At 71.1% G+C, this 22,289-nt stretch carries 18 protein-coding genes; 7 read left to right on the top strand and 11 right to left on the bottom strand.

From position 1 onward, the window contains the following. Positions 1-37 precede the first annotated feature (37 nt). Positions 38-553, bottom strand: coding sequence for a mycothiol transferase (locus PA27867_RS00305; protein WP_066591594.1), 516 nt, complete (start codon positions 551-553; stop codon positions 38-40). A gap of 231 nt (positions 554-784) precedes the next feature. On the opposite strand from PA27867_RS00305, the gene hutH reads away from it, so the two are divergent. The 5 genes from hutH to hutI are packed head-to-tail and all read left to right on the top strand — an operon-like array spanning position 785 to position 8,093. Beyond that, positions 785-2,365 (top strand): histidine ammonia-lyase, encoded by a 1,581-nt coding sequence (gene hutH / locus PA27867_RS00300; RefSeq protein ID WP_066591591.1) that lies wholly within the window; start codon positions 785-787, stop codon positions 2,363-2,365. Between the two features lie 38 nt (positions 2,366-2,403). Further along, positions 2,404-4,221: a urocanate hydratase gene (hutU, locus tag PA27867_RS00295; protein ID WP_084020499.1), complete on the top strand. Its 1,818-nt coding sequence runs from the start codon at positions 2,404-2,406 to the stop codon at positions 4,219-4,221. Then, a complete protein-coding gene (locus tag PA27867_RS00290) occupies positions 4,214-5,422 on the top strand; it encodes an allantoate amidohydrolase (RefSeq protein ID WP_084020498.1) in 1,209 nt (402 codons plus the stop codon). Before hutU ends, PA27867_RS00290 begins: the two co-directional genes overlap by 8 nt. Next, positions 5,419-6,900 (top strand): formimidoylglutamate deiminase, encoded by a 1,482-nt coding sequence (locus tag PA27867_RS00285; protein WP_236900775.1) that lies wholly within the window; start codon positions 5,419-5,421, stop codon positions 6,898-6,900. Before PA27867_RS00290 ends, PA27867_RS00285 begins: the two co-directional genes overlap by 4 nt. Next, the gene (gene hutI / locus PA27867_RS00280) at positions 6,897-8,093 is read left to right on the top strand and encodes an imidazolonepropionase (protein WP_066591587.1); all 1,197 of its coding nucleotides are present in this window, start codon (positions 6,897-6,899) and stop codon (positions 8,091-8,093) included. The genes PA27867_RS00285 and hutI overlap by 4 nt, the downstream gene beginning before the upstream one ends. On the opposite strand, the gene PA27867_RS00275 is transcribed toward hutI, so the two are convergent. The 10 genes from PA27867_RS00275 to PA27867_RS00230 all read right to left on the bottom strand — a co-directional run bounded on the left by PA27867_RS00275 (position 8,090) and on the right by PA27867_RS00230 (position 19,992). Then, positions 8,090-9,646 carry a Mur ligase family protein gene (locus tag PA27867_RS00275; RefSeq protein WP_236900774.1) on the bottom strand — a complete coding sequence of 519 codons (1,557 nt, stop codon included), beginning with the start codon at positions 9,644-9,646 and terminating at the stop codon, positions 8,090-8,092. The two genes, hutI and PA27867_RS00275, sit on opposite strands and share 4 nt — an antisense overlap. Positions 9,647-9,788: 142 nt before the next feature. Beyond that, positions 9,789-10,697, bottom strand: a complete 909-nt coding sequence (locus PA27867_RS00270; RefSeq protein WP_084020497.1) for an ABC transporter permease — start codon at positions 10,695-10,697, stop codon at positions 9,789-9,791. Beyond that, complete coding sequence (locus PA27867_RS00265; RefSeq protein WP_066591584.1) at positions 10,684-11,667, bottom strand: ABC transporter ATP-binding protein; 984 nt, start codon at positions 11,665-11,667, stop codon at positions 10,684-10,686. Before PA27867_RS00265 ends, PA27867_RS00270 begins: the two co-directional genes overlap by 14 nt. After that, the gene (locus tag PA27867_RS00260) at positions 11,664-12,725 is read right to left on the bottom strand and encodes a LolA family protein (protein WP_208857279.1); all 1,062 of its coding nucleotides are present in this window, start codon (positions 12,723-12,725) and stop codon (positions 11,664-11,666) included. The genes PA27867_RS00265 and PA27867_RS00260 overlap by 4 nt, the downstream gene beginning before the upstream one ends. Before the next feature lie 98 nt (positions 12,726-12,823). After that, entirely contained in the window at positions 12,824-13,492 is a 669-nt protein-coding gene (locus PA27867_RS00255; protein ID WP_066591582.1) for a histidine phosphatase family protein, read from the bottom strand. A gap of 57 nt (positions 13,493-13,549) precedes the next feature. Further along, the gene (locus tag PA27867_RS00250; RefSeq protein ID WP_066591580.1) at positions 13,550-14,380 is read right to left on the bottom strand and encodes a PRD domain-containing protein; all 831 of its coding nucleotides are present in this window, start codon (positions 14,378-14,380) and stop codon (positions 13,550-13,552) included. Positions 14,381-14,421: 41 nt separating this feature from the next. Then, complete coding sequence (locus tag PA27867_RS00245; RefSeq protein WP_066591576.1) at positions 14,422-15,873, bottom strand: family 1 glycosylhydrolase; 1,452 nt, start codon at positions 15,871-15,873, stop codon at positions 14,422-14,424. Beyond that, the gene (locus PA27867_RS00240; protein ID WP_066591572.1) at positions 15,860-17,743 is read right to left on the bottom strand and encodes a beta-glucoside-specific PTS transporter subunit IIABC; all 1,884 of its coding nucleotides are present in this window, start codon (positions 17,741-17,743) and stop codon (positions 15,860-15,862) included. The genes PA27867_RS00245 and PA27867_RS00240 overlap by 14 nt, the downstream gene beginning before the upstream one ends. A 468-nt stretch (positions 17,744-18,211) precedes the next feature. After that, entirely contained in the window at positions 18,212-19,042 is an 831-nt protein-coding gene (locus PA27867_RS00235; RefSeq protein WP_157109066.1) for an aminoglycoside phosphotransferase family protein, read from the bottom strand. A gap of 41 nt (positions 19,043-19,083) precedes the next feature. Then, complete coding sequence (locus PA27867_RS00230) at positions 19,084-19,992, bottom strand: LysR family transcriptional regulator (protein ID WP_236900773.1); 909 nt, start codon at positions 19,990-19,992, stop codon at positions 19,084-19,086. Between the two features lie 150 nt (positions 19,993-20,142). On the opposite strand from PA27867_RS00230, the gene PA27867_RS00225 reads away from it, so the two are divergent. Beyond that, the gene (locus PA27867_RS00225; protein WP_066591563.1) at positions 20,143-21,531 is read left to right on the top strand and encodes an MFS transporter; all 1,389 of its coding nucleotides are present in this window, start codon (positions 20,143-20,145) and stop codon (positions 21,529-21,531) included. Next, positions 21,531-22,277 carry a 3-hydroxybutyrate dehydrogenase gene (locus PA27867_RS00220; protein ID WP_066591560.1) on the top strand — a complete coding sequence of 249 codons (747 nt, stop codon included), beginning with the start codon at positions 21,531-21,533 and terminating at the stop codon, positions 22,275-22,277. The genes PA27867_RS00225 and PA27867_RS00220 overlap by 1 nt, the downstream gene beginning before the upstream one ends. Positions 22,278-22,289: the final 12 nt, after the last annotated feature.

Raw genomic sequence — 22,289 nt, 5'->3', positions numbered from 1 at the left:
GTACTGCCCCCGAGCCTAGCCGGGCGCCCGGCACGGCTCAGTGCAGACCGGCCCGCTGCGCCAGCCCGCGCACGAACGCGGCCTGGCCGGCGTGCTCGAGGTCGTCGCCGATCACGCTGACCAGCCGCACGGCCACGGTCACCGGCGGCGTCCAGCGGGTGTCGACCACGCGGCTGAAGTCGTCTTCGCGCAGGGTGCCCAGGTAAGCGATGGTGCGCTCGTGCACGGCGTCGAAGTAGCCGCGCAGCAGGTCGGAGCCGGCCCGCACGGCCGCGACCTCGCCCGCGCTCTGGCGGTACCCGGTCGCACCGACAGCGAAGGGCAGGTCGAAGCGCTTCTGCCAGCCGGCGGTCGTCCAGAGCTGGGGTTCGCCCATGAGGTCGGCGACGTGGTCGTCCTGCACCCGGGTGAGATGCCAGACCAGCCAGGCGATGGTGTTCGCCTCGGGGTCGGCGCGGAACTCGAGCAGATCGGACCCGGCGCCCACGAGCACGGCATGCACCGCCTCCTGCACCCGGCCGAAGGCATCCGTCATCAGATCGGTCGACAGCATTCGGTACCTCCAGGGGTTTGATGCCCACCCTAGTCCGACGAGGTCTGGTCGGAGCTGCGCGGGCACAGCGCCCGCGCGTGGGCGGCACGCCACGCGCGCACCGGCGCCGCTCCCGCGCGTCGATCGACGCCGGGGCACACCCGGGCCGCAGCGCCCCCACTGTCTCGTATACGAGACACCAAACGGCTGAAAGCCGCTGCGCCGGGCCACGCGCAGGAGTCAGATAGGAGCATGCACACCGTCGACACCGTCCTGCCCGCCGCCAGCACCGCTCCTGCGCCCGTCACCGTGGGCACCGGCCCGGTCTCGGTGGCGGATGTCGTGGCCGTCGCCCGCCACGACGCCCCGGTGCTCATCGGCGACGACGCCCGCGCCGCCGTGGCCGCCAGCCGCGCCACCATCGAGATCCTCGCCACCGACGTGCAACCGCACTACGGCATCTCCACCGGGTTCGGCGCCCTGGCCACGACCTTCATCACCGCGGCCGACCGCACCCGGCTGCAGCAGAGCCTGGTGCGCTCGCACGCGGCCGGCTCCGGCGCCGAGGTGGAACGGGAGACGGTGCGCGCGCTAATGCTGCTGCGCCTGTCGACCCTGCTCACCGGCCGCACCGGCATCCGCCTGTCGACCGCCGAGGCCTACGCCGGCCTGCTCAACGCCGGCATCACCCCGATCGTGCGCGAGTACGGTTCGCTCGGCTGCTCGGGCGACCTGGCCCCGCTGGCCCATTGCGCCCTGGCGCTCATGGGCGAGGGCACCGTGCGCGACCGCGCCGGGATCGAGCTGCCCGCTGCCGACGCCCTCGCCGCGGCCGGCCTCGAGCCCGTGCTGCTGGCCGAGAAGGAGGGCCTGGCCCTGATCAACGGCACCGATGGCATGCTCGGCCAGCTCAGCCTCGCGCTGCACGACCTGCACACCCTGCTCGCCACCGCCGATGTGGCCGCCGCGATGAGCATCGAGGCCCTGCTCGGCACGGATGCCGTCTTCGCCGCCGACCTCGCCGGCCTCCGCCCGCAGCTGGGCCAGCAGGCCGCCGCCACGAACCTCCGCCACCTGCTCGCCGACTCCCCCATCGTGGCCAGCCACAAGGGACCGGAGTGCACCCGCGTGCAGGACGCCTACTCGCTGCGCTGCGCCCCGCAGGTGCACGGCGCCGCCCGCGACACGGTCGACCACGCCGGCCGCATCGCCGAACGCGAACTGGCCAGCGCCATCGACAACCCCGTCGTCACGGTCGACGGCCGGGTCGAGTCCAACGGCAACTTCCACGGCGCCCCGGTCGCCTACGTGCTCGACTTCCTCGCCATCGCCGTGGCCGACGTGGCCAGCATGTCCGAACGCCGCACCGACCGGATGCTCGACCCGGCCCGCAGCAACGGCCTGCCCGCCTTCCTCGCCCACGACGTGGGGGTCGACTCCGGCCTGATGATCGCCCAGTACACCGCAGCGGGCATCGTCTCCGAGCTCAAGCGCCTCGCGGTGCCCGCCTCGGTCGACTCGATCCCCTCCTCGGCCATGCAGGAGGACCACGTCTCGATGGGCTGGCACGCCGCACGCAAGCTGCGCACCGGCATCGACGGGCTCGCCCGGGTGCTCGGCATCGAGGTCATGACCGCGAGCCGCGCCCTCGACCTGCGCGCCCCCCTGACGCCCGGCCCCGCCACCGGCGCCGTGGTCGCCGAGGTGCGCCGCGAGGTCGCCGGCCCCGGACCCGACCGGTTCCTCTCGCCCGACATCGAATCCGTCGCCGCCTCCGTGCGGAGCGGCGCCGTGCTCGCTGCTGCCCAGAGCGTCATCGGCGCGCTGTACTGACCCGTTCCCTTCAGCTCTCGAGAAAGCAGACCCCGCTCATGCCCGACCTGACCGAGACCAGCCCCACCGACGCCCTGGTGACGGATGCGACGCCCACCGACTCGCATCCGCCCCGCGTCGTGCGCGCCGCCCGCGGCACCACCCTCACGGCGAAGAGCTGGCAGACCGAGGGCCCGCTGCGGATGCTGATGAACAACCTCGACCCCGAGGTGGCCGAGCACCCCGAGAAGCTCGTCGTCTACGGCGGCACCGGCAAGGCCGCCCGCAACTGGGAGGCCTACGACGCCATCGTGCGCACCCTCACCACACTCGAGAAGGACGAGACCCTGCTCGTGCAGTCCGGCAAGCCCGTCGGGGTGTTCCGCACCCACGAGTGGGCGCCGCGCGTACTGATCGCCAACTCCAACCTCGTCGGGGACTGGGCCACCTGGCCGGAGTTCCGCAAGCTCGAGGCCCTCGGCCTCACCATGTACGGCCAGATGACCGCCGGGTCCTGGATCTACATCGGCACCCAGGGCATCCTGCAGGGCACCTATGAGACCTTCGCCGCCGTGGCCGCGAAGAGGTTCAACGGCACCCTGGCCGGCACCCTCACCCTCACCGGCGGCGCCGGCGGTATGGGCGGCGCCCAGCCCATGGCGGTCACCCTCAACGAGGGCGTCGTGCTCATCGTCGACGTGGACCCGTCCCGCCTGGCCCGCCGGGTGGAACACGGCTACCTCGACGAGATGACCGACGACATCGACGACGCGATCACCCGGGTGCTCGCCGCCAAGGCCGAACGCCGGCCGCTCTCGGTGGGCTTGGTCGGCAACGCCGCCACGGTCTTCGCCGAACTCCGCGCCCGCGAGGTGCCCATCGACATCGTCACCGACCAGACCAGCGCCCACGACCCGCTCGCCTACCTGCCCGAGGGCGTTACGGTGGCCGAGTGGCACGCCTACGCGGCCGAGAAGCCTGAGGAGTTCACTGACCGGGCCCGAGCCGCGATGGCCAAGCAGGTGCAGGCCATGGTCGATTTCCAGATGCACGGCGCCGAGGTCTTCGACTACGGCAACTCCATCCGAGCCGAGGCGCTGCTCGGCGGCTGCGAGCGGGCGTTCGACTTCCCCGGCTTCGTGCCCGCCTACATCCGGCCCCTCTTCGCCGAGGGCAAGGGCCCATTCCGCTGGGCCGCGCTCTCCGGCGACCCGGCCGACATCGCGGCCACCGACAAGGCGATCGTCGAGCTGTTCCCGCACGACGAACACCTGCGCCGCTGGATCACCGCCGCCGGCGAGAAGGTGCACTTCGAGGGCCTGCCCGCCCGCATCTGCTGGCTCGGTTACCAGGAGCGGCATCTCGCCGGCCTCAAGTTCAATGAGATGGTCGCCTCCGGTGAGCTCAGCGCCCCGATCGTGATCGGCCGCGACCACCTCGACTCCGGCTCGGTGGCCTCGCCCTACCGCGAGACGGAGGCAATGAAAGACGGCTCGGACGCGATCGCCGACTGGCCGCTGCTGAACGCCCTGCTGAACACAGCCTCCGGCGCCACCTGGGTCTCGATCCACCACGGCGGCGGTGTCGGCATCGGCCGCAGCATCCACGCCGGCCAGGTGATCGTGGCCGACGGCACCCCGCTGGCGGCCGAGAAGATCTCCCGGGTGCTCGTGAACGACCCCGGCACCGGCGTCATGCGCCACGTCGACGCCGGCTACGAGCGCGCCGAAGAGGTTGCCCGGGAGCGCGGTCTGCGGGTGCCGATGTGGGAAACGGATGCGGCGGCCGCGATGGATGCGACGGCAACGGATGCGCCCGCTGCGCCGGCCTCTGCCGCGCCGGTTTCTGCCACGCCGGAGAACGCATCCGATGCCTGACCTCTCCGCCCACGGGGTGCTCGCCGGTCTCGACGAGATCGCCGGCACCGGCCGCGACCTGCGCGCCGGCGGCTACTCGCGGCACCTCTGGCAGAGCGCCGAACTCGAGCTGCGCGACTGGTTCACCGAACGCGCCGAGCGGCTGGGCCTGGCCGTTGACACCGACCGCAACGGCAACACCTGGGCCTGGTGGGGAGCGCCGGGGCCGGACGCCGTGGTCCTGGGCAGTCACCTCGACTCCGTGCCGGGCGGCGGCGCCTACGACGGCCCGCTCGGGGTGGTGTCCGCACTCGAGGCCGTCGCCCGGCTGCAGGCCGCCGGCTTCGTGCCCGGCCGGCCGTGCGCGGTGCTGGTCTTCGCCGAGGAGGAGGGCTCGAGGTTCGGCGTCGCCTGCCTGGGCTCCCGGTTGCTCTCGGGCGCGATCGATGCCGACGTCGCCCGCAAGCTCACCGACCGCTCCGGAATCAGCCTCGCGGAGGCCGCCGTGACCGCCGGACTCGACCCGGCACACCTCGGCCCCGACCAGGACGCGCTCGGCCGCATCGGTATATTCCTGGAGCTGCATGTGGAACAGGGCCGCGGCCTGATCGATCTCGGCGCCCCGCTCGCGGTGGCCTCCTCGATCCTCGCCCACGGCCGCTGGCGCATGAGCTTCACCGGCCAGGGCAACCACGCCGGCGCCACCCTGATGGCCGGCCGCCGCGACCCGATGGTCGCCGCAGCCCACGCCATCCTGGCCGTGCAGGAGGCGGCGCTGGCCAGCACGGGCGCCCGCGCCACGGTCGGCCGCATCGAGGCGGTGCCCGGCGGCACCAACGTGATCCCGTCCGCGGTGACCGCCTGGCTCGACGCGCGCGCCGAGTCCGACGTCGAGGCCCGCGCCGTCGTCGCCGACATCACCGGCCGGCTGCAGGCCGCGCACACCGGCTGCACCGCCACGGTCGTGGAGGAGTCCTGGACCGGCACCGTCACCTTCGACCCCGAACTCGCCGCCCGGCTGGCCCTCACCCTCGGCGGTATCCCCGCCCTGTCCACGGGCGCCGGCCACGACGCGGGCGTCCTCGCCGCCCGGGTGCCCACCGCCATGCTGTTCGTGCGCAACCCCACCGGCATCTCGCACTCGCCCGAGGAATTCGCCACCCTGGCGGACTGCCTCGCGGGCGTCGAGGCGCTCGACACCCTGCTCCGGGAACTGCTGTGAGCACCGCGGCCGGGGACCCGACCAGCTACTGGTGTGAGACGCTGCTGACCGACGGCATCCCCAGCATGGGCGTGCGCCTGACCGTGGGCCAGGACGGCCGCATCAGCGTCCGGGCCGACGGTGTTGCGGCCGAACCCCGCGACATCCGCCTGGGCACCGTGCTGCCCGGCCTGGCCAACGCCCACTCGCACGCCTTCCACCGGGCGCTCCGCGGCCGCACCCACGACCAGGGCGGCGACTTCTGGCGCTGGCGGCAGTCGATGTACACGGTCGCCCAGACGCTGACCCCCGAGCTCTACCTCGAGCTCGCCCGGGCCGTCTTCGCCGAGATGCTGGTCAGCGGCTACACCGCCGTGGGTGAATTCCACTACCTGCACCACCAGCCAGACGGCACCGCATACCCGCAGGCGCATGCGATGGAACTCGCGTTGGCGACGGCGGCACGCGAGGTCGGCATCCGCCTGGTGCTGCTCGACACCAGCTACCTGGCCGGCGGCCTCGACGCCCCGCTGCTGCCCGAACAACGCCGCTTCGGCGACGGCTCCGCGGCCGGCTGGCTCGGCCGCTGGACAGCGCTCCGCTCGGTGATCGAGACGGATGCCGCGGCCCGGCCCACCGACCCCGCGCTCGTCACCCTCGGCGCGGCGCTGCACTCGGTGCGGGCCGTGCCGCAGGACGCCATGCGCGAGATCCTGGCCGGGCTGCCCGCGGACGTGCCGCTGCACATCCACCTCTCGGAGCAGCCCCGGGAGAACGCCGACTGTCTGGCCGCGTACGGCGTGACCCCCACCGGAGTGCTGGCCGGGCTCGGTGCTCTGAGCCCGCGGCTGAGCGTCGTGCACGCCACCCACCTCAGCACCGACGATGTGACGCTGCTCGGCACCCACGGCGTCACGGTGGTGATGTGCCCGAGCACCGAGGCCGACCTCGGCGACGGCATCGGCCCCGCGCACGCGCTGGCCGCCGCGGGCACGCCGATCGCCCTCGGCTCCGACCAGAACGCCGTGGTCGACCCGTTCCTCGAGATGCGCGGCCTGGAAATGGGCGAACGGCTCGCCTCCGGCTCCCGCGGCCGGTTCGGCCCGGCGCAGCTGCTGCGGGCGGCCGGCGCCGACGGGTACGCCGCGCTCGGCCTGGGCCGGGCCTGGCTGGCACCCGGTGACCCGGCTGACCTCGTCGAGGTCGCCGCGCACAGCATCCGCACCGTCGGCGCCGCCCCCGGCCAGCTCGTGCTCGCCGCCACGGCCGCGGACGTGCGCCGTGTGATCGTCGCCGGCCGCCTGGTGGCCGACACCGGCCGCCTCGTGGGCACCCCCGCCGCCGCCCTCGCCACCGGGGACCCCCTCAGCACCGTCGGCTCCCCCGCTGTGCTCCTCCGCGACGCGCTGGCCGCCCTCGATGCCGCCGCCGCATCGGCATCCGTCCCCTCCGCCCACTCCGCTCCCCTCGCCCACCCCACCCGGAAGGCTCCCCGATGACCGCCGAATTGCTCACCGGAATCGGCGAGCTGACCACCCAGTCCGCCGAGTTCAGCCACGACGACGACAGGCTCACCGATGCTGCGCTCGTGATCGAGAACGGCCGGATCGCCTGGATCGGACCTGCCGCCGAAGCCCCGCCGTCCGACAGCAGAGTGGATGTCGGCGGCCGGGCCGTGCTGCCCGGCTGGGTGGACAGCCACACCCATCTGGTCTTCGCCGGGGACCGCGCGGCGGAGTTCGAGGCGCGGATGGCCGGTCAGCGCTACGAGGCCGGCGGTATTCTCGCCACGATGACGGCCACCCGGGCCGCGAGCGAGGCCGACCTGGTCGCCAACGCGCGGCGTCTCCGCCGTGAGGCGGAGGCCCAGGGCACGACGTTCCTGGAGACCAAGACCGGTTACGGCCTGGACCTGCTCGGCGAACTCCGCAGCGCACGGGCGGCCGCCGAGGTGGCCGACGTCGTTAGCTTCCTCGGCGCCCATGTTGTGCCGCCCGGCATCGACCGGCGCGACTATCTAGACCTCGTCACCGGCCCGATGCTGGCCGCCGTGGCCCCGCACGTGGACTTCATCGACGCCTTCTGCGAGACCGGGGCGTTCGACGTGGACGAGTGCCGGGAAGTCTTGCTGGCCGGCCGGGCGGCCGGGCTGGGCCTGCGGCTGCACGGCAACCAGCTCGGCTTCAGCGGCGGGGTGCGCCTGGCCGTGGAGCTCGGCTGCGCGAGCGTGGACCACTGCAACCACCTCGACGACACCGACATCGACGCCCTGGCCGGCTCGAACACCGTGGCCACGCTGTTGCCAGCCTGTGACCTGTCCACCCGTGAACCGTTCCCGCCGGCCCGCCGGTTGCTCGACGCCGGCGCGCACATCGCCCTGGCCAGCAACTGCAACCCGGGCACCTCGTACACCACGTCGATGCCGTTCTGCGTGGCCACGGCGGTGCTGCAGATGGGCCTCACCGTGCGCGAGGCGGTCTGGGCGGCCACCCGGGGCGCGGCCCGGGCGCTCGGTCGCGAGCACGGGCCGGATGCGGTGGGCTCGCTGCGGGTCGGCGGCCGGGCGGACCTGCAGGTGCTCGACGCCCCCGCCGTGGCCCACCTCGCCTACCGGCCGGGCGTGCCGCTCTGCATGGCCACCTGGACCGAGGGCATCCGCGCCGCCCGCCCCGCTCCCCCGACGGCGCGCTAGGAAGGTTGCTGGGCCGGCCAGCCGTGCCGGGTGAGTGCCTCCCGGGCCAGCTCCCGCGCCGAGTAGGGCGTGCGCACCCCGCGGATGTCCCGGTAGTCCTGGTGTCCGGGCCCGGCCCAGAGGATGGCGTCGCCGTCCCGCGCCAGGTCCACCGCGTAGTCGATGGCCGCCTCGGGCGGCGACACCTCCACGATCTGCTTGCCGGGGAACGCCTCGCGGGCGGCGTCGACGAGCATCCGCCGGATGCTGGCGGGGTCTTCGAACCGCGGGTGGTGGTCGGTGACCACCACGATGTCGGAGCCGGCCGCCGCGACCCTGGCCATCTCGGGGCGCTTGACCGGGTCCCGGTCGCCGTCGGCGCCGAAGAGCATGATGACCCGGCCAGGGGTGACCGTGCGCACGGCGCGCAGGGTCTTTTCGAACGCGTCGGAGCTGTGCCCGAAGTCCACGTACACGCGCGGACCGGTCGGCCCGGAGACGCTCTCGGTGCGCCCGGGGATGTACACCCGGATGCCGTCCTGCACGGCGGCCTGCACCTGCGCGGCCGGGTAGCCGGCCTCGACGATCATCGCGATGGCCAGGCCCGCGTCTGCGACCAGGTGGTCTCCGAGCAGTGCCACGGTCGTCTCCACCCGGTCACCGGCTCGGTTCTGCACCCGGAACCGGGTCGACTCGGGCAGGGACTCGAGAATCTCCAGCCGCCAGTCCGGGTCGGCATCGGCATCCGCTGAGATCGACGACACCGGGATCCTCGGCTCACTGAGCAGCCGGAGGCCCCACGGGGTCTCCATGCTCACCACGCCGGTGCGCGCGCGCTCCGGGCGGAACAGGATCTCCTTGGCCTCGAAGTAGTTCTCCATCGTGCCGTAGTCGTCGAGGTGGTCGATCGAGAGGTTGGTGAAGCCTGCGCAGTCGAAGACGATGCCGTCCACCCGGCCGTGCGTGAGACCCTGGGCGCTCACCTCGAGCACCACGGCCTGCACGCTCTGCTCCTTCATCCGGGCCAGGAGCGCGTGCACGTCGGTGGCCTCTGGCGTGGTGAGCTTGGAGACGAAGACCTCGCCGGCGATGTGCCGCTCGGCCGTGGTCGACAGGCCCGTGACCAGTCCCATCTGGCCGAGCACCGCCTCGAGCACATGGGCGGTGGTGGTCTTGCCGTTCGTTCCGGTGACGCCAAAGATCACGAGGTTGCTGTCGGCGGTGTCGTAGATGAACGCGCTCAGCTCGCCGAGCCGGTCACGCAGGTTGTCGCTGATGAGGCAGGGCACCCCAGCGGCCCGCGCCTCCGCCTCACCGGCCGCGTCGGTGAGCACCGCGGCGGCCCCGGCCTGCACGGCCTGCGCCGCGTACTGGGCGCCGTGGCCGTTCTTGCCGGGCAGGGCAACGAACAGGTCCCCGGGCTGCACCGACTGCGTCGACAGCGCGACGCCCGTCACGACCGTGGCAGCGTCAGCAGGATCGCACCAGGCCTCAGCCCTCTCGGCGACCGCCTCCAGGCGCACCCGCGGCAGGGTGTCGGGTCGTACGACGGGTGGGGTGCTCTCGATCGCCAAAACAGCTGCCTCCGGATATGACCCCCAAGTGAGGGCACAATATAACGGTAAGCGGCGGGGCAACAAGGGACCCTGGGATACATGCCTGAAATGGCATTCTCATATCAAGGTCATATAAACCGGCGATTCCCGGCCGGCGGCGTCAGCTCAGGATGTCCTTGGTCACGAAACGCCCGTAGGCGAGCGCCCCGAACACGAGCACGTAGCCGCCCTGCAGCAGGGCGTTCGCGCCGAAGGAGCTCAGGTCCACCGGTTGGCGCAGCAGGTCGGCGAAGTCCAGCCAGTAGTGGCTGAACAACCACGGATGCAGCCACTCCAGTTGCGGCAGCGAGTCCAGCACCTGCGCCACCACCGACAGCACGATCGTGGCGGCCATGGCGCCGACGGGCACCACGGTGAGGGTGGAGAAGAAGAGGCCGATCATCGAGAGGCCGAGCAGCGACACCGTGACGTACCCGGCGATGAGCAGGGCGCGCAGGAACGATTCGCCGAGGCTGATCGTGTCGCCGGAGAGCAGGGTGAGCGGGCCGACGGGGAACAGCGCCAGCCCGGAGAGCACGCCCGCGGTGACCACCGTGAGGGTGGCTGCCAGGCAGAATGCGGCGGCTCCGACGTACTTGACCACGAGCAGCCACACCCGGCCGGCCGGGGCGACGAGCAGGTAGCGCAGGGTGCCCAGGCTGGCCTCGCCGGCGATGGTGTCGCCCGCCACGACCCCCACGGTGAGCGGCAGGAACAGCGGGATCGACACGATCAGTCCCGTGAAGGCCACGAAGAGCCCGTTCTGCGTGACCTGGTCGAGGAACGGCGGTCCACGGCCGGGCGTCGGTTCCTGCGAGGAGAGCCGCACGGCCACGGCGATGAGCACGGGGATCGCGGCGAGCGCGAGCAGCAAGGCCCAGGTGCGCCGGCGACGGAAGAGCACCGTGAGCTCAGAGACGAGCAGCGCCCAGGCACCACCAGGACGAGCCTCTGCGGGCCGAGCCTCAGCGGGCCGAGTGTCGGCCGGCACGGATTCGGCGGCCGGCAGAACCGGCTCAACGGACGACATCAAAACCCTCCCCGGTGAGCGCCACGAACCGTTCTTCGAGGCTGGCGTCGTCGATCTGGAAGCCGCGCACCCGCACCCCGGCGGCCACGAGCGCGGCCACGAGGGACTCGGCCGGTTGGGGATCCGCGTCCAGGGGCGCACTCACCCACGGGTCGGCGCCCGGCCGGGCGGGCACCTCGGGCGTCTCCAGGCCGGCCGTGAGACCGGCGGCGGCCAGCACGCGGATGGCGGCGTCGGCATCCGGGGTGCGCACCCGCACCCGGGACTCTCCGGCGCGCAGCTCGTCGAGGGTGCCCTGAACCAGCAAGCGACCGGCGCTCATGATGGCCGCGTGGGTACACATATGCTCCACCTCGGCGAGCAGGTGGCTGGAGACGAAGACCGTGGTGCCCTCCCCGGCGAGGGAACGCACCAGGGCGCGCACCTCGCGGGTGCCCTGCGGGTCGAGCCCGTTGGTGGGTTCGTCGAGCACCAGCAGGCGGCGCGGCATCAGGAGAGCGTTGGCGATGCCGAGGCGCTGCTTCATGCCCAGCGAGTACGCCGACACCTTCTTTCCGGCCGCGTTCGACAGTCCGACCCGGTCGAGCGCGCGGTCCACCCGGGCGCGGCGGGTGCGGCCGGGGGCGGCCCGGTCGGCGGTGTCGAGGCGGCGCAGGTTTGCCGCCCCCGATAGGAACGGATAGAACGCCGGCCCCTCCACCAGCGCGCCCACCTGGGGCAGCACCCGGGCGAGCCGGCCCGGCATTGACTCGCCGAGAAGGCTGACCTCGCCGCTCGTCGCGGCGGCCAGTCCCAGCATCACCCGGATGCTCGTGGTCTTGCCCGAGCCGTTCGGGCCGAGGAACCCGAACACGGAGCCCATTGGCACAGCCAGGTCGATGGCGTCGACGGCGGTTTGCTGGCCGAAGCGTTTGGTGAGAGCCCGGGTCTCGATGGCGAGGTCGCCGGCGGCCCAGGTGGGCGGTGTCACTCCTGGGCGGCGGCGGCCTGCAGCCGCTCCACGGGCACCGAGCCGGCGAAGATCCGGCCGTCGTCGGTGATCAGCACGCTCACGAGCGTCGTGCTCAGGGCCCGCCCGCCGTCCACGGCGTCGGTCACCTGGGTGTACAGCGGTGAGGCGGTGAGGTCGGCCATCGCCTGGGCATCCGCTCCGGCCGGCACGGCCACCACGGCATCCCAGCCGGTGCCGATGACGGTGGCGCCGCTTCCGTCGCCCTCGGGGTGCTCGGCGTCGCCCTTCGCGGGCAGCGCCTGCTCGGAGACGTCGGCCCCGGCCGGCGGGCTGAAGGTGAAGAGGTCGGCCGATGGGGTGTCGAGGCTGAGCGAGGTGAAGGCCAGGCTGAGCGCCGGCTCGGTGGCGCCCGTGGCTTCGACCTGCACCCGCAGTGGCAGGCCGGTCTCGGCGTCCACCGCGATTGACACTGAGCCGACCAGGGTGGTGTCGGTGTTGGGCGTCAGCACCAGCTCGTAGGCGTCGCGGCCGGCGACCTGGGTGTTCTCGGCCAGGCTCACATCGGTGCTCGGGGTCACCTCGGCGAGGAATTTGTCGGCCACCTCCGCGGGTGTGTGCCCGGCGCCGGGCGTCTCGCCGGCGGCATCCGTGTCGGCGGGCAAGGTGGCGTGCGTTGCGGTGTTGTCGGCCGAGTCGTAGACCCAGAGGTCGGTGCCGTTGCGGATCAGGTTGCGCTCCGACATGGTGTCCTGCACCTGCACGCGGCTCTGATCGGCGCCGGACTGGTACACCCGCACGGTGTGGTCGCCGGTGAGCAGGTCGAGGGCGTCGGAGAGGTCACCGGCGGCGGCGTCCCCGCTGCTGGGCACCTCGGGCAGCCCCAGGTCGGAGGTTTGCTCGAGGGTTCCGGAGAACGTGTCGACGGTGCTGCCTGCAGCCAGTTGCAGAACCTCCTGCGGCGTCTTGTCCGGCAGGTCCACGGCCGCGCCGGCCTGCAGCGGAACGGCCAGCACCCCCACGGCGATGACGGCGGGCACCACGGCGGCGGGCATCCACTTCAGCCAGGTACGGGACATGACGAGCAACCTCCAGTGTCGCAATACGTACCCCTGACACTACGCTCCGATGCTGGAAATTCCACCGGACTTTTCCCGTGCCGCCCCGGTCGGGTGCGTCAGGCGCAGGATGCGTCGATCTCGCCGGCGATCGCCTGCCCCTCGGTCCAGGTCACGGTGACGATTCCGCAGTTGGGGAAGCCCGTGCGCGGCCGCGTCGCGGGCACCAGGGTGTGCAGGATGCTGCCGAGGACGGACCCGTGGGTCACGACGAGCACATCCCCGGTGTCCTCCCGTGCCGCCAGCTGGGCGGCGGCCACCACGGTTTCCAGCGCCGCGTCGACGCGGGTGCGCACATCCGCTGCCGAGTCGGCGCGGCCGGTCGGGTCGCTGCGGTGGATGGCGTCCAACACGGTGTCGAAGCCGTCTTCGGTGATCGACGCGAAGGTCCCCGGCGCGTAGACGCTGCCGTGTTCGGCGAACACCGGGTTCCAGAGGGACGCGTTGGGCTGGCCCTCCCAGCCGCCGAAGTGCCATTCCCGCAGCTCGCGCATCGGGGTGGGCACGAGGTGCGGATGCCCGGCGAGGGCACCCGCCATGGTGGTGCGGGTGCGGGTGAGGTCGCTCATGAACGCGGCGGCCAACGGCACGTCACGCATCCGCTCACCGAGGGCGGCGACCTGGCCTTCACCGCGTTCGGTCAATGGGGCGTCGCACCAGCCCTGCAGCATGCCGTTGACGTTGAAGAGGGTTTCGGCGTGGCGGACGAAGTGGATCCGGGCGCTCATGCGTCGGGGGTGGTGCGCTGGAGCATGACGGGTGGTGCCTCTCGGTTGGTGCACGGGTTAATCGGGGGCGGCGCGCGCGATGTGGAGGGCCAGGAAGGCGACCTCCTCGTTGGGCAGCGCCGTGCCGTGCTCGGTGAGCACGAAGGAGCGCACCCGTTCGGCCGAGGCGATGGCGCGCGGATAGCGTTCACTCAGGCTACTGAAGAGGAAGTCGTCGGCGCTCTCCAGCAGCCGGCCGGCGAAGAACCGTTCCGAGAAGTACTGCAGGTGGGCGACGAACCTGGACGAGTGCAGATCGTCCCGGTTCACCTGCACGGTGCTGGTGTGTTGGATGATCGTCGTGATCGCCCGGATCAGCTCGACGATGCGCATCGAATCGACCCCGGTCTTGCCCACCTCGGCGTTGGCGAGGTGGAACGCGACGTTCGCGGCCTCGTCGGCGGGCAGGTCGACGCCGAGCCGTTCCCGCAGGGCCACCACGGCGCGCTGCCCGACCGCGTACTGCACCGGGTACACGGTGCGCATCTCCCAGGCGAGCCGGTTGACCACCTCGAGGCCGCGCCGCTGGCGTTCGACGGCGAAGTGCAGGTGGTCGGTCAGCGCAAGGTAGATGTGCGGGTCGAGGTGCAGCCCGTTCGCCTCGGCGTCGGCCACGATCGCCCGGGTCAGCTCGACGAACTCGGCCGGGATCTGCGCGAGCAGTTCCACCAGGTTGCGCTGGTCGGCGTCGGCCAACGCGACGAACACCTGGTCGACCGCCGAGCCGGGGATCTCGGCGCCGGCCTTGGCCCCGAAGCCGATCCCGCGGCCCAGCAGCACCCGCTCGACGCCGCGCTCGTCGACAACGAGCACAACTGACGAGTTGAGTACTTTCTTGATGGTCTGCATACGTGTCTCCGTCGACGTGGTGAGCAGTTGAGCGGGCGGGCTCACCCCAGGTCGGCGCCGTTCGTGGCGATCACTTTCTGATACCAGAAGAAGGAGTCTTTCCGGAATCTGTCCATGCTGCCATGCCCGAGGTCGTCCATATCGACGTAGATGAACCCGTAGCGCTTCGAGATCTGCGAACTCGACGCGCTGATCAGGTCGATCGGTGCCCAGCTGACGTAGCCCAGGAGCTCAACGCCCTCGTCGACGGCCTGGATCATCTGCTCGAAATGCGCCCGGAAGTAGTCGATCCGGTATGGGTCGTGGACCCGGCCGTCCTCGGTGAGGTCGTCGCGCATGCCCAGGCCGTTCTCCACGATGAACAGTGGCTTGCCGTACCGGTCGTAGAGGTCGATCAGGGAGATGCGCAGGCCCACCGGGTCGATCTGCCAGCCCCACTCGCTGGAGTCCAGGAACGGGTTCTTCACTCCCAGAACCGTGTTCCCCGGGGTGCGTTCGGCATCGGCACGCACCGACTCGGTCAGCGACATGTAGTAGCTGAACGAGATGAAGTCCACCGGATGCGCCGCCAGCAGCTCGGCGTCGCCGTCGGCAAAGGGGATGGTGACACCGCGGCTCTCCAGGGCGCGGAGGGCCAGCCGGGGGTAGGCGCCGCCGGCCTGCACGTCGGTGCAGAGGTAGAGCATCCGCTCTTTCGCCTGCGTGGCCGCGACGTCGTCGGGGTGGCAGGTGTTGGGGTACGTGGTGAGCATGGTGAGCATGCAGCCCATCTGCGCGCCGGGCGAGATCTCGCGCAGCATCCGGGTGACGGATGCCGACGCGACGAACTGGTGGTGCAGCGCCGTGTAGCAGGCCTGCTCGAGGTTGCCCTCGACGGTCTCCTCGATGATGCCGCCCGACGTGAACGGGTGCCGGATGATGCCGTCGATCTCGTTGAAGGTGAGCCACATGTTCACCAGTTCGCCGAATTCGGTGAAGCAGGTGCGGGCGAACCGCTCGAACAGGCCGATGGTGCGGCGGTCGACCCAGCCGTTGTGCTTGAGCGCGAGCGCCATGGGCGGGTCGTAGTGCGAGAGGGTCACGAGCGGCTCGATGTTCAGCCGGCGCATCTCGGTGAACAGCGCCCGGTAGTAGGCGACGCCTTCTGCCAGCGGTTCGAGTTCCTCGCCGGTGGGGTACAGCCGGGTCCAGGCGATCGAGACGCGCAGGGTGGTGAAACCCATCTCGGCGAAGAGCGCCAGGTCTTCGGGGTAGCGGTGATAGAAGTCGATGCCGCGGCGCTTCGGGTAGAACTCCACATCGTCATCCGCGAGCGCGGCGGTGATGCTGGCCACGGTGTTCACGTGGTGGAGCGCGTACTCCTTCGGGTCGGCCTTGGGCTTGTAGGTGGACACGTCCGAGACCGCGGGGCCGCGGCCTCCCTCGCGCCAGGCGCCTTCGACCTGATTGGCGGCGAGGGCGCCGCCCCAGTGGAATCCCTTAGGCAGTGCCATTGGCGTTCTCCTTGATCTTTTCGTTGACGTTCATGAGCGCATCGCCGGCCGTGATGGTGCCGGAGCCGGCGATCTCGACGGTGTAGTCGGCCGAGTTGACCACGAGCACCGGGGTGACGGTGTCGAAGCCCGCCGCGGTGATCGCGGCCAGGTCGGCCTCGATCACGAGCTGCCCGGCCTCGACCCGGTCGTTGACCGCGACGTGGGTGGTGAACGGCCCGCCGGCCAGCTGCACGGTGTCGATGCCGATGTGCACGAGAACCTCGACACCGTCGTCGCCGCGGATGCCGATGGCGTGCTTCGAGTTGAGCAGGGCCGTGACGACGCCGCTGATGGGGGCCCGGACGAGCCCGTCGGTGGGGCGGATGGCGACGCCCGCGCCGAGGATTCCCGAGGAGAACACCGGGTCGTTCACCTCGCTGAGCGCGATGACCTCACCCGACAGGGGGCTGCGGAGGTTGGCGCTTGCGACCGCCGAACCCGTGACGTCGCCGAGCGCACGCACCGAGCCGGAGGCGTCGTCGCGCCAAATCAGCATCGAGACCGTGAACGACACGGCCACCGCGATGACGAGGCCTATGACGGCGTTGAGCAGGTTCCACGGGTTGGCCGCGTCGATGAACATCGAGATGCTGGCCAGGCCCGGGCTCACGGTGGCGAAGGCCGACACCTGGGTGAGGCCCACGTAGGCGCCCGCCGACATGCTGCCGGAGACGACGGCGATGAGGGCGCGGCGGTTCTGCAGTGTGACGCCGTAGAGGGCCGGTTCGGTGATGCCGAAGAGGGCGGAGATGCCTCCCGAGAGGGCGGTGGCGCGCAGGGCGGGGCTCTTCGTGCGGAGGGCGACGCCCAGGCTGGAGCCGGCCTCGCTGAGGTTGTGGGCCAGGGAGGCGACGAGGTAGAAGGAGTCCTTGCCGGTGGCGGCCATGGTGGCGATGGTCGGAGGGATGAAGGCCTTGTGCATGCCCACGGAGATGATCAGCGGCAGCACGCCGGCGAGCAGCATGATGGCCACCCAGCCCAGGGTGTCGTACAGGCCGGTCATCGCGCCGGTGAGCAGGGTGCCGAGCCAGGAGCCGAGCGGGCCGAGCAGGAAGATCGTGGCCGGAGCGACGATGATCAGGCACATCAGCGGCACGAAGAACGTGCGGATGGGGCCCCAGGTGATCTTGGTGAAGAACCGTTCGACGACCGAGAGCAGCAGCACCGCGAGGATCGCGGGGAACACCTGGGCGTTGTACGCGACAACCGGGACCGGCAGGCCGAAGAGGGCGACGCCGCCCTCCTGGCTGGAGAGCGCGGTGAAGGCCGGGAAGACAAGCACACCGACCAGACCGAGCGCGAGCGGCCGGTTGACGTTGAGTTTCTTGGCGCTGGTGTAGGCCACCAGCAGCGGCAGGAAACCGAAGACGGCGTCGGGGATGGCGGAGAGCAGCTTGAAGTTGTCGCTGGCGGCATCCATCCAGCCCATCGCGGAGGCGAGCACGAGCAGGGACTTGAAGATGCCGGCTCCGGCGATGGCCGGGATGATCGGCGTGAAGACGCTGACCACGAAGTCCATGATGGTGCCGCCGAAGCGCTTCCAGCTGAACGGCCGCTTCTCGGTGGGCGCCTCAGCTTGGTTGCCGCCGCGCAGCTTCTCGATCGCCGCGTACATCTCGGCGACGCCACTGCCGACGATCACCTGGGTCTGCGAGGCGCCCTTGACGACGCCGATCACCCCGGGGACGGCCTTGAGCGCGGCCTCGTCGGCCTGGCTGTCGTCTGCCAGAGAGAAGCGCAGGCGGGTCGAGCAGTGGTGCAGATTCGAGATGTTGCCGGCGCCGCCGACGTGCTCGAGAATCGCTTTCGCACTCTCCTGGGTGGTCATGGGTCCTCCTTTGGATACCGAGGACATGCGCACACGCTTCACCGCGTTCCCGACCGCATTCAGGCACAAAAAAAGGACCCAACGTCCCGCCTGAAGCGTTTCGTCGGATCCTGCCTGCACGACCAGTCACATGTCCGCGACAAACGTAACACGCGCTCCGTGTCTCCCGTGACACGGTTTCTGCAGGGCCTCGCCACACGCTGGTCGAGCCTGTCGAGACCTCGTGACGTGCGTGCATGTCGCGCCCCGACGCTGGTCGAGCCTGTCGAGACCTCGTGACGTGCCTCGAGATCCGCTCGCCGGGTCTCGACAAGCTCGACCAACGCAATGGGTGCGTTCCGCAGACCAGCCCGCCGAGTCTCCTGAGGAAGTGCACTTCCGCCAATCACCCGGGCGCGAAGCGTCCCCACAGCTCGACAAGCTCGACCGACGTCCGACAAGCTCGACCGGCGATCGGGGGCGACCACGTCACCGGGCCGACAGGTCCATCGCGAGCAGCCGCTCCGCGACGGCTCGGGCCGATCGCGCGTGCCATGACCCGTCCACGGCAGGCCCGGCCCAGACCACGGACAGCCCGCACCACGCGATAGTCCACTCGATCAGCACCTCGGGCGCGATGCCCGCCTGCCGGCCGATGCTGTCGACACGATCGCCGAGGTGGGCGAGCGCGTCGGCTTCGGTGGGATTGCAGAGGATGTTCGCGAAGTCGAAGGCGCGATGCCCGATCAGGCCCTTCGGGTCGATGGCCGCCCAGTGGTCGCCGAAGTCGAGCACATTTCCGTGATGGATGTCGCCGTGCAGCACCGCCACATCCGCCGTGGTCGTGGTCGTGAGCAGCCGCTCGGCGAGCGCCGCGGCACGCCGCAGCAGCGGGTCGTCGCTGTCGGTGGCCAACAGGTCGTGGAACCAGTGACGGAGGTTCACGAGCTCCACCCCGTCCTGCGCGGTCGGCGCCGGATTGGCGTGCAGCGCCATCGCGGTCTGCACGAGGATCTGGGTGGCCGCGGCGTCTCGTCCGGAGGCGGCCATGCCGGCGAGGTCCCCCGGCCCGGTGGCCCGCAGCATCAGGATGGCGCGATCCTCGCGCTCAAGCACCGGCGCAGCGCCGTGGCCGCCCCACCAGTCCAGCAGGGCGGCGCCCCTGACCTCCTCGTCGACCAGGGCGATCTTGAGCATCACCGCACGGCCCTGCCGGGAGCCCGCAACGAGCTCACTCGACGGTGTGAGCTGTGGCGGCCCGGCGGGCGTCACGCCCCAGGCGGTGAGCCGCCGGCGCATCTCGTCCGAAGGCTCCCGCATCCGCTCACGCTACCCCCGACAAGCCCGCGAGCGGGCTTGGGTTAGCCGCGGAGGGCCGCGGCCACCGTCAGCATTTGGGCGCGGAGGGCCTCCACCACGGCGGCGATCACCGGCTGCCGCCTGGCCTCCGGGCGCAGCACCATCCAATAGGGCAGCTCCTCGGCGAACTCGGCCGGCAACACCCGCACGAGGTCGTCGTGCCGGTCGGCCATGAAGCAGGGCAGCAGGCCGATGCCGCCGCCCACCCGGGTGGCCTCGATCTGCACGAACACATTCGTCGAGCTCAGCGCCCCGCGCATGGTCGGCACCAGCCGGCGCGGGGCGTCCAGGTCGTCCACCTGCAACATCGAGTCCACGAAGTAGACCAGCGGATGCTCCACCAGCTCGGCCACGCTGGTCGGCGTGCCGTTCCGGTCCAGGTACTCCCGCGACGCGTACATGCCCAGCGTGTAGCGGCCCAGCTCGAACGCCTCCGCCCGGTGCGCCTGCGGGCGGCCCACCACGACCTCGATGTCGAGGCCCGAGCGGTGCTGCAGCGCCTGCCGGGTCACCGTGACGATCTCCACCCGCAGCAGCGGATGCGCCCGCTGCAGCTGGGCCACCGCCGGCGCGGCGATGAACGCGCTGAAGCCATCCGTCGCGCTGAGCCGCACAACCCCGGAGAGCTCCCGGCCGTCGGCCTGCCCGCCGAGCAGGTCGAGGGCGGCCTCCACGTTCTCGGCCGCGCGCACCGCCCGGGTGCCCAGGTCGGTGAGCTCCCAGCCGCCCGCGGTGCGGGAGAGCACCCGGCCGCCCAACGCCGTCTCGAGGGCGCTGATGCGGCGGGAGATCGTGGTGTGGTTGAGGCCCAGGGACTCGGCCGCGGTGGTGAAGCGACCGGTCCTGGCGACGGCGAGCAGCACCAGCAGGTCGTCGGGGTTCGCCGAGCCGGTGGCGGCTGATTCGCTCATATCTGCAATTATGCACATCGGGAGTGGTGAAGTGGTCATTGTCGCAGCATCGGCGAGCGGGAATACTCAGGGGAGCCGTTCACCGCCCCCTGCGCAGAACGACAAGCCTTTCCCCCACCCAGTGTCAATGCCGATACTCAAGGAGACCCCATGAGCGCGAACCCGCGTGTCACCACCGCCACGAGCGGTCCCTCCCCCACCAGCGAAACCTCGGGACTCAAGAAGATCGTCGCCGCCTCCATGGTCGGCACCGTCGTCGAGTGGTACGAATTCTTCCTCTACGCCACGGCCGCGAGCCTGGTCTTCGCCACGGTCTTCTTCCCCAACGCGGGCAGCCAGCTCGACGGCATCATCGCCGCGTTCCTCACCTATGCCGTGGGCTTCATCGCCCGGCCGCTGGGCGGCATCGTCTTCGGCCAGATCGGCGACCGGCTCGGCCGCAAGCACACCCTGCAACTCACCATCGTGCTGGTCGGCATCGCGACGTTCCTGATGGGATGCCTGCCCGGCTTCGACACCATCGGCTACTGGGCGCCCGCCCTCCTGGTGGCGTTGCGCTTCATCCAGGGCTTCGCCGTCGGCGGCGAGTGGGGCGGCGCCGTGCTGCTGGTGGCCGAGCACAGCCCGAACCAGTCCCGCGGGTTCTGGTCCAGCTGGCCGCAGTCGGCCGTGCCGGTGGGCAATCTGCTCGCCACCCTGGTGCTGCTGACCATGTCCTGGACCCTGCCGGCCGACCAGTTCCTCAGCTGGGGCTGGCGCGTCGCGTTCTGGCTCTCCGCCGTGATCGTCGTGGTCGGTTACTACATCCGCACCCACGTCAGCGAGGCGCCGATCTTCCTCGAGGCCCGCGCCCAGGTAGAGGCCGACAAGGCCGCGAACTACGGCGTGCTCGAGGTCGTGCGCAAGTACCCGAAGGGCATCCTCGGCGCCATGGGCCTGCGCTTCGCCGAGAACATCCTGTACTACATCATCGTGAGCTTCTCGATCGTGTACCTGGTCACTGTGCACCAGTACAACACCAGCAGCCTGCTGCTCGCACTGCTGATCGCCCACGTGGTGCATTTCCTGGTGATCCCGCAGGTCGGCCGACTCTCCGACCGCATCGGTCGCAAGCCCGTCTACCTCGCCGGCGCCGTCCTCGGCTCCACCTGGGCGTTCTTCGCCTTCCCGATGTTCGACACCCTCAACCCGGCGCTGATCGTGCTCGCCATCACCATCGGGCTCTGCTTCCACTCGCTGATGTACGCCGGCCAGCCCGCCATCATGGCCGAGATGTTCCCCACCCGGATGCGGTACTCTGGTGTCTCCCTCGGCTACCAGGTCACCTCGATCCTGGCCGGGTCGATGGCCCCGATCATCGCCACGGCCCTGCTGCAGAAGTACGGCTCCTGGCTGCCGGTGGCCCTCTACGTGGCCGCGGCCTGCGCCGTCACGCTGGTCGCCGTGGTGACCCTCAAGGAGACCCGCGGCATCTCCCTCCGCGACGTCGACGCGGCGGATGCCCGGAAGCACGGTCTGACCCCGGTCGGCAGCCTCTGATGCTCAGCGACCTCACCGGCCAGAGCGCGCTGATCACCGGCGGCGCCGGCGGCATCGGGGCCGCCTGCGCGGCGGCCCTGGCCGCCCGGGGCGCCCATGTGATCGTCGCCGACCGGGACGCCGAGGCCGCCGAACGGGTGGCCGGCCAGGTGCGCGGCGAAGCCTGGGCCGTCGACCTGCTCGACACCGCGGCGCTCGAGACGCTCACGCTGTCCGCCGACATCCTGGTCAACAACGCCGGCTACCAGACCATCAGCCCCCTGGAGAGTTTCGACCCGGCGGAGTTCCGCCGGATGCAGACGCTCATGGTCGAGGTGCCGTTCCTGCTCATCCGGGCCGCCCTGCCGCACATGTACAAGAACGGGCACGGCCGGATCATCAACGTCTCGTCGGTGCACGGGCTGCGCGCCTCGGCGTTCAAGTCGGCGTACGTCACCGCCAAGCACGGCCTCGAAGGGCTGTCCAAGGTGACCGCGCTCGAGGGCGGCGAACACGGGGTCACCAGCAACTGCGTGAACCCCGGCTACGTGCGCACGCCTCTGCTGGAGAGCCAGATCTCGGCGCAGGCCGAGGCGCACGGCATCCCCGCCGATGAGGTGATGCACGAGGTGATCCTGGCCAAGAACGCCATCAAACGGCTCGTCGAACCCGAGGAAGTGGCGGCCCTGGTCGTGTTCCTCGCCTCCCGCGAGGCGGCCATGGTCACCGGCTCGTCGTACCTGATGGACGGCGGCTGGACCGCGTGAGCGGCCCGGCGC

Source organism: Cryobacterium arcticum (genome assembly GCF_001679725.1).
In the GTDB taxonomy this organism is placed as follows: Bacteria; Actinomycetota; Actinomycetes; order Actinomycetales; family Microbacteriaceae; genus Cryobacterium; species Cryobacterium arcticum_A.
This window is presented reverse-complemented; position numbering and strand designations above follow the sequence as displayed.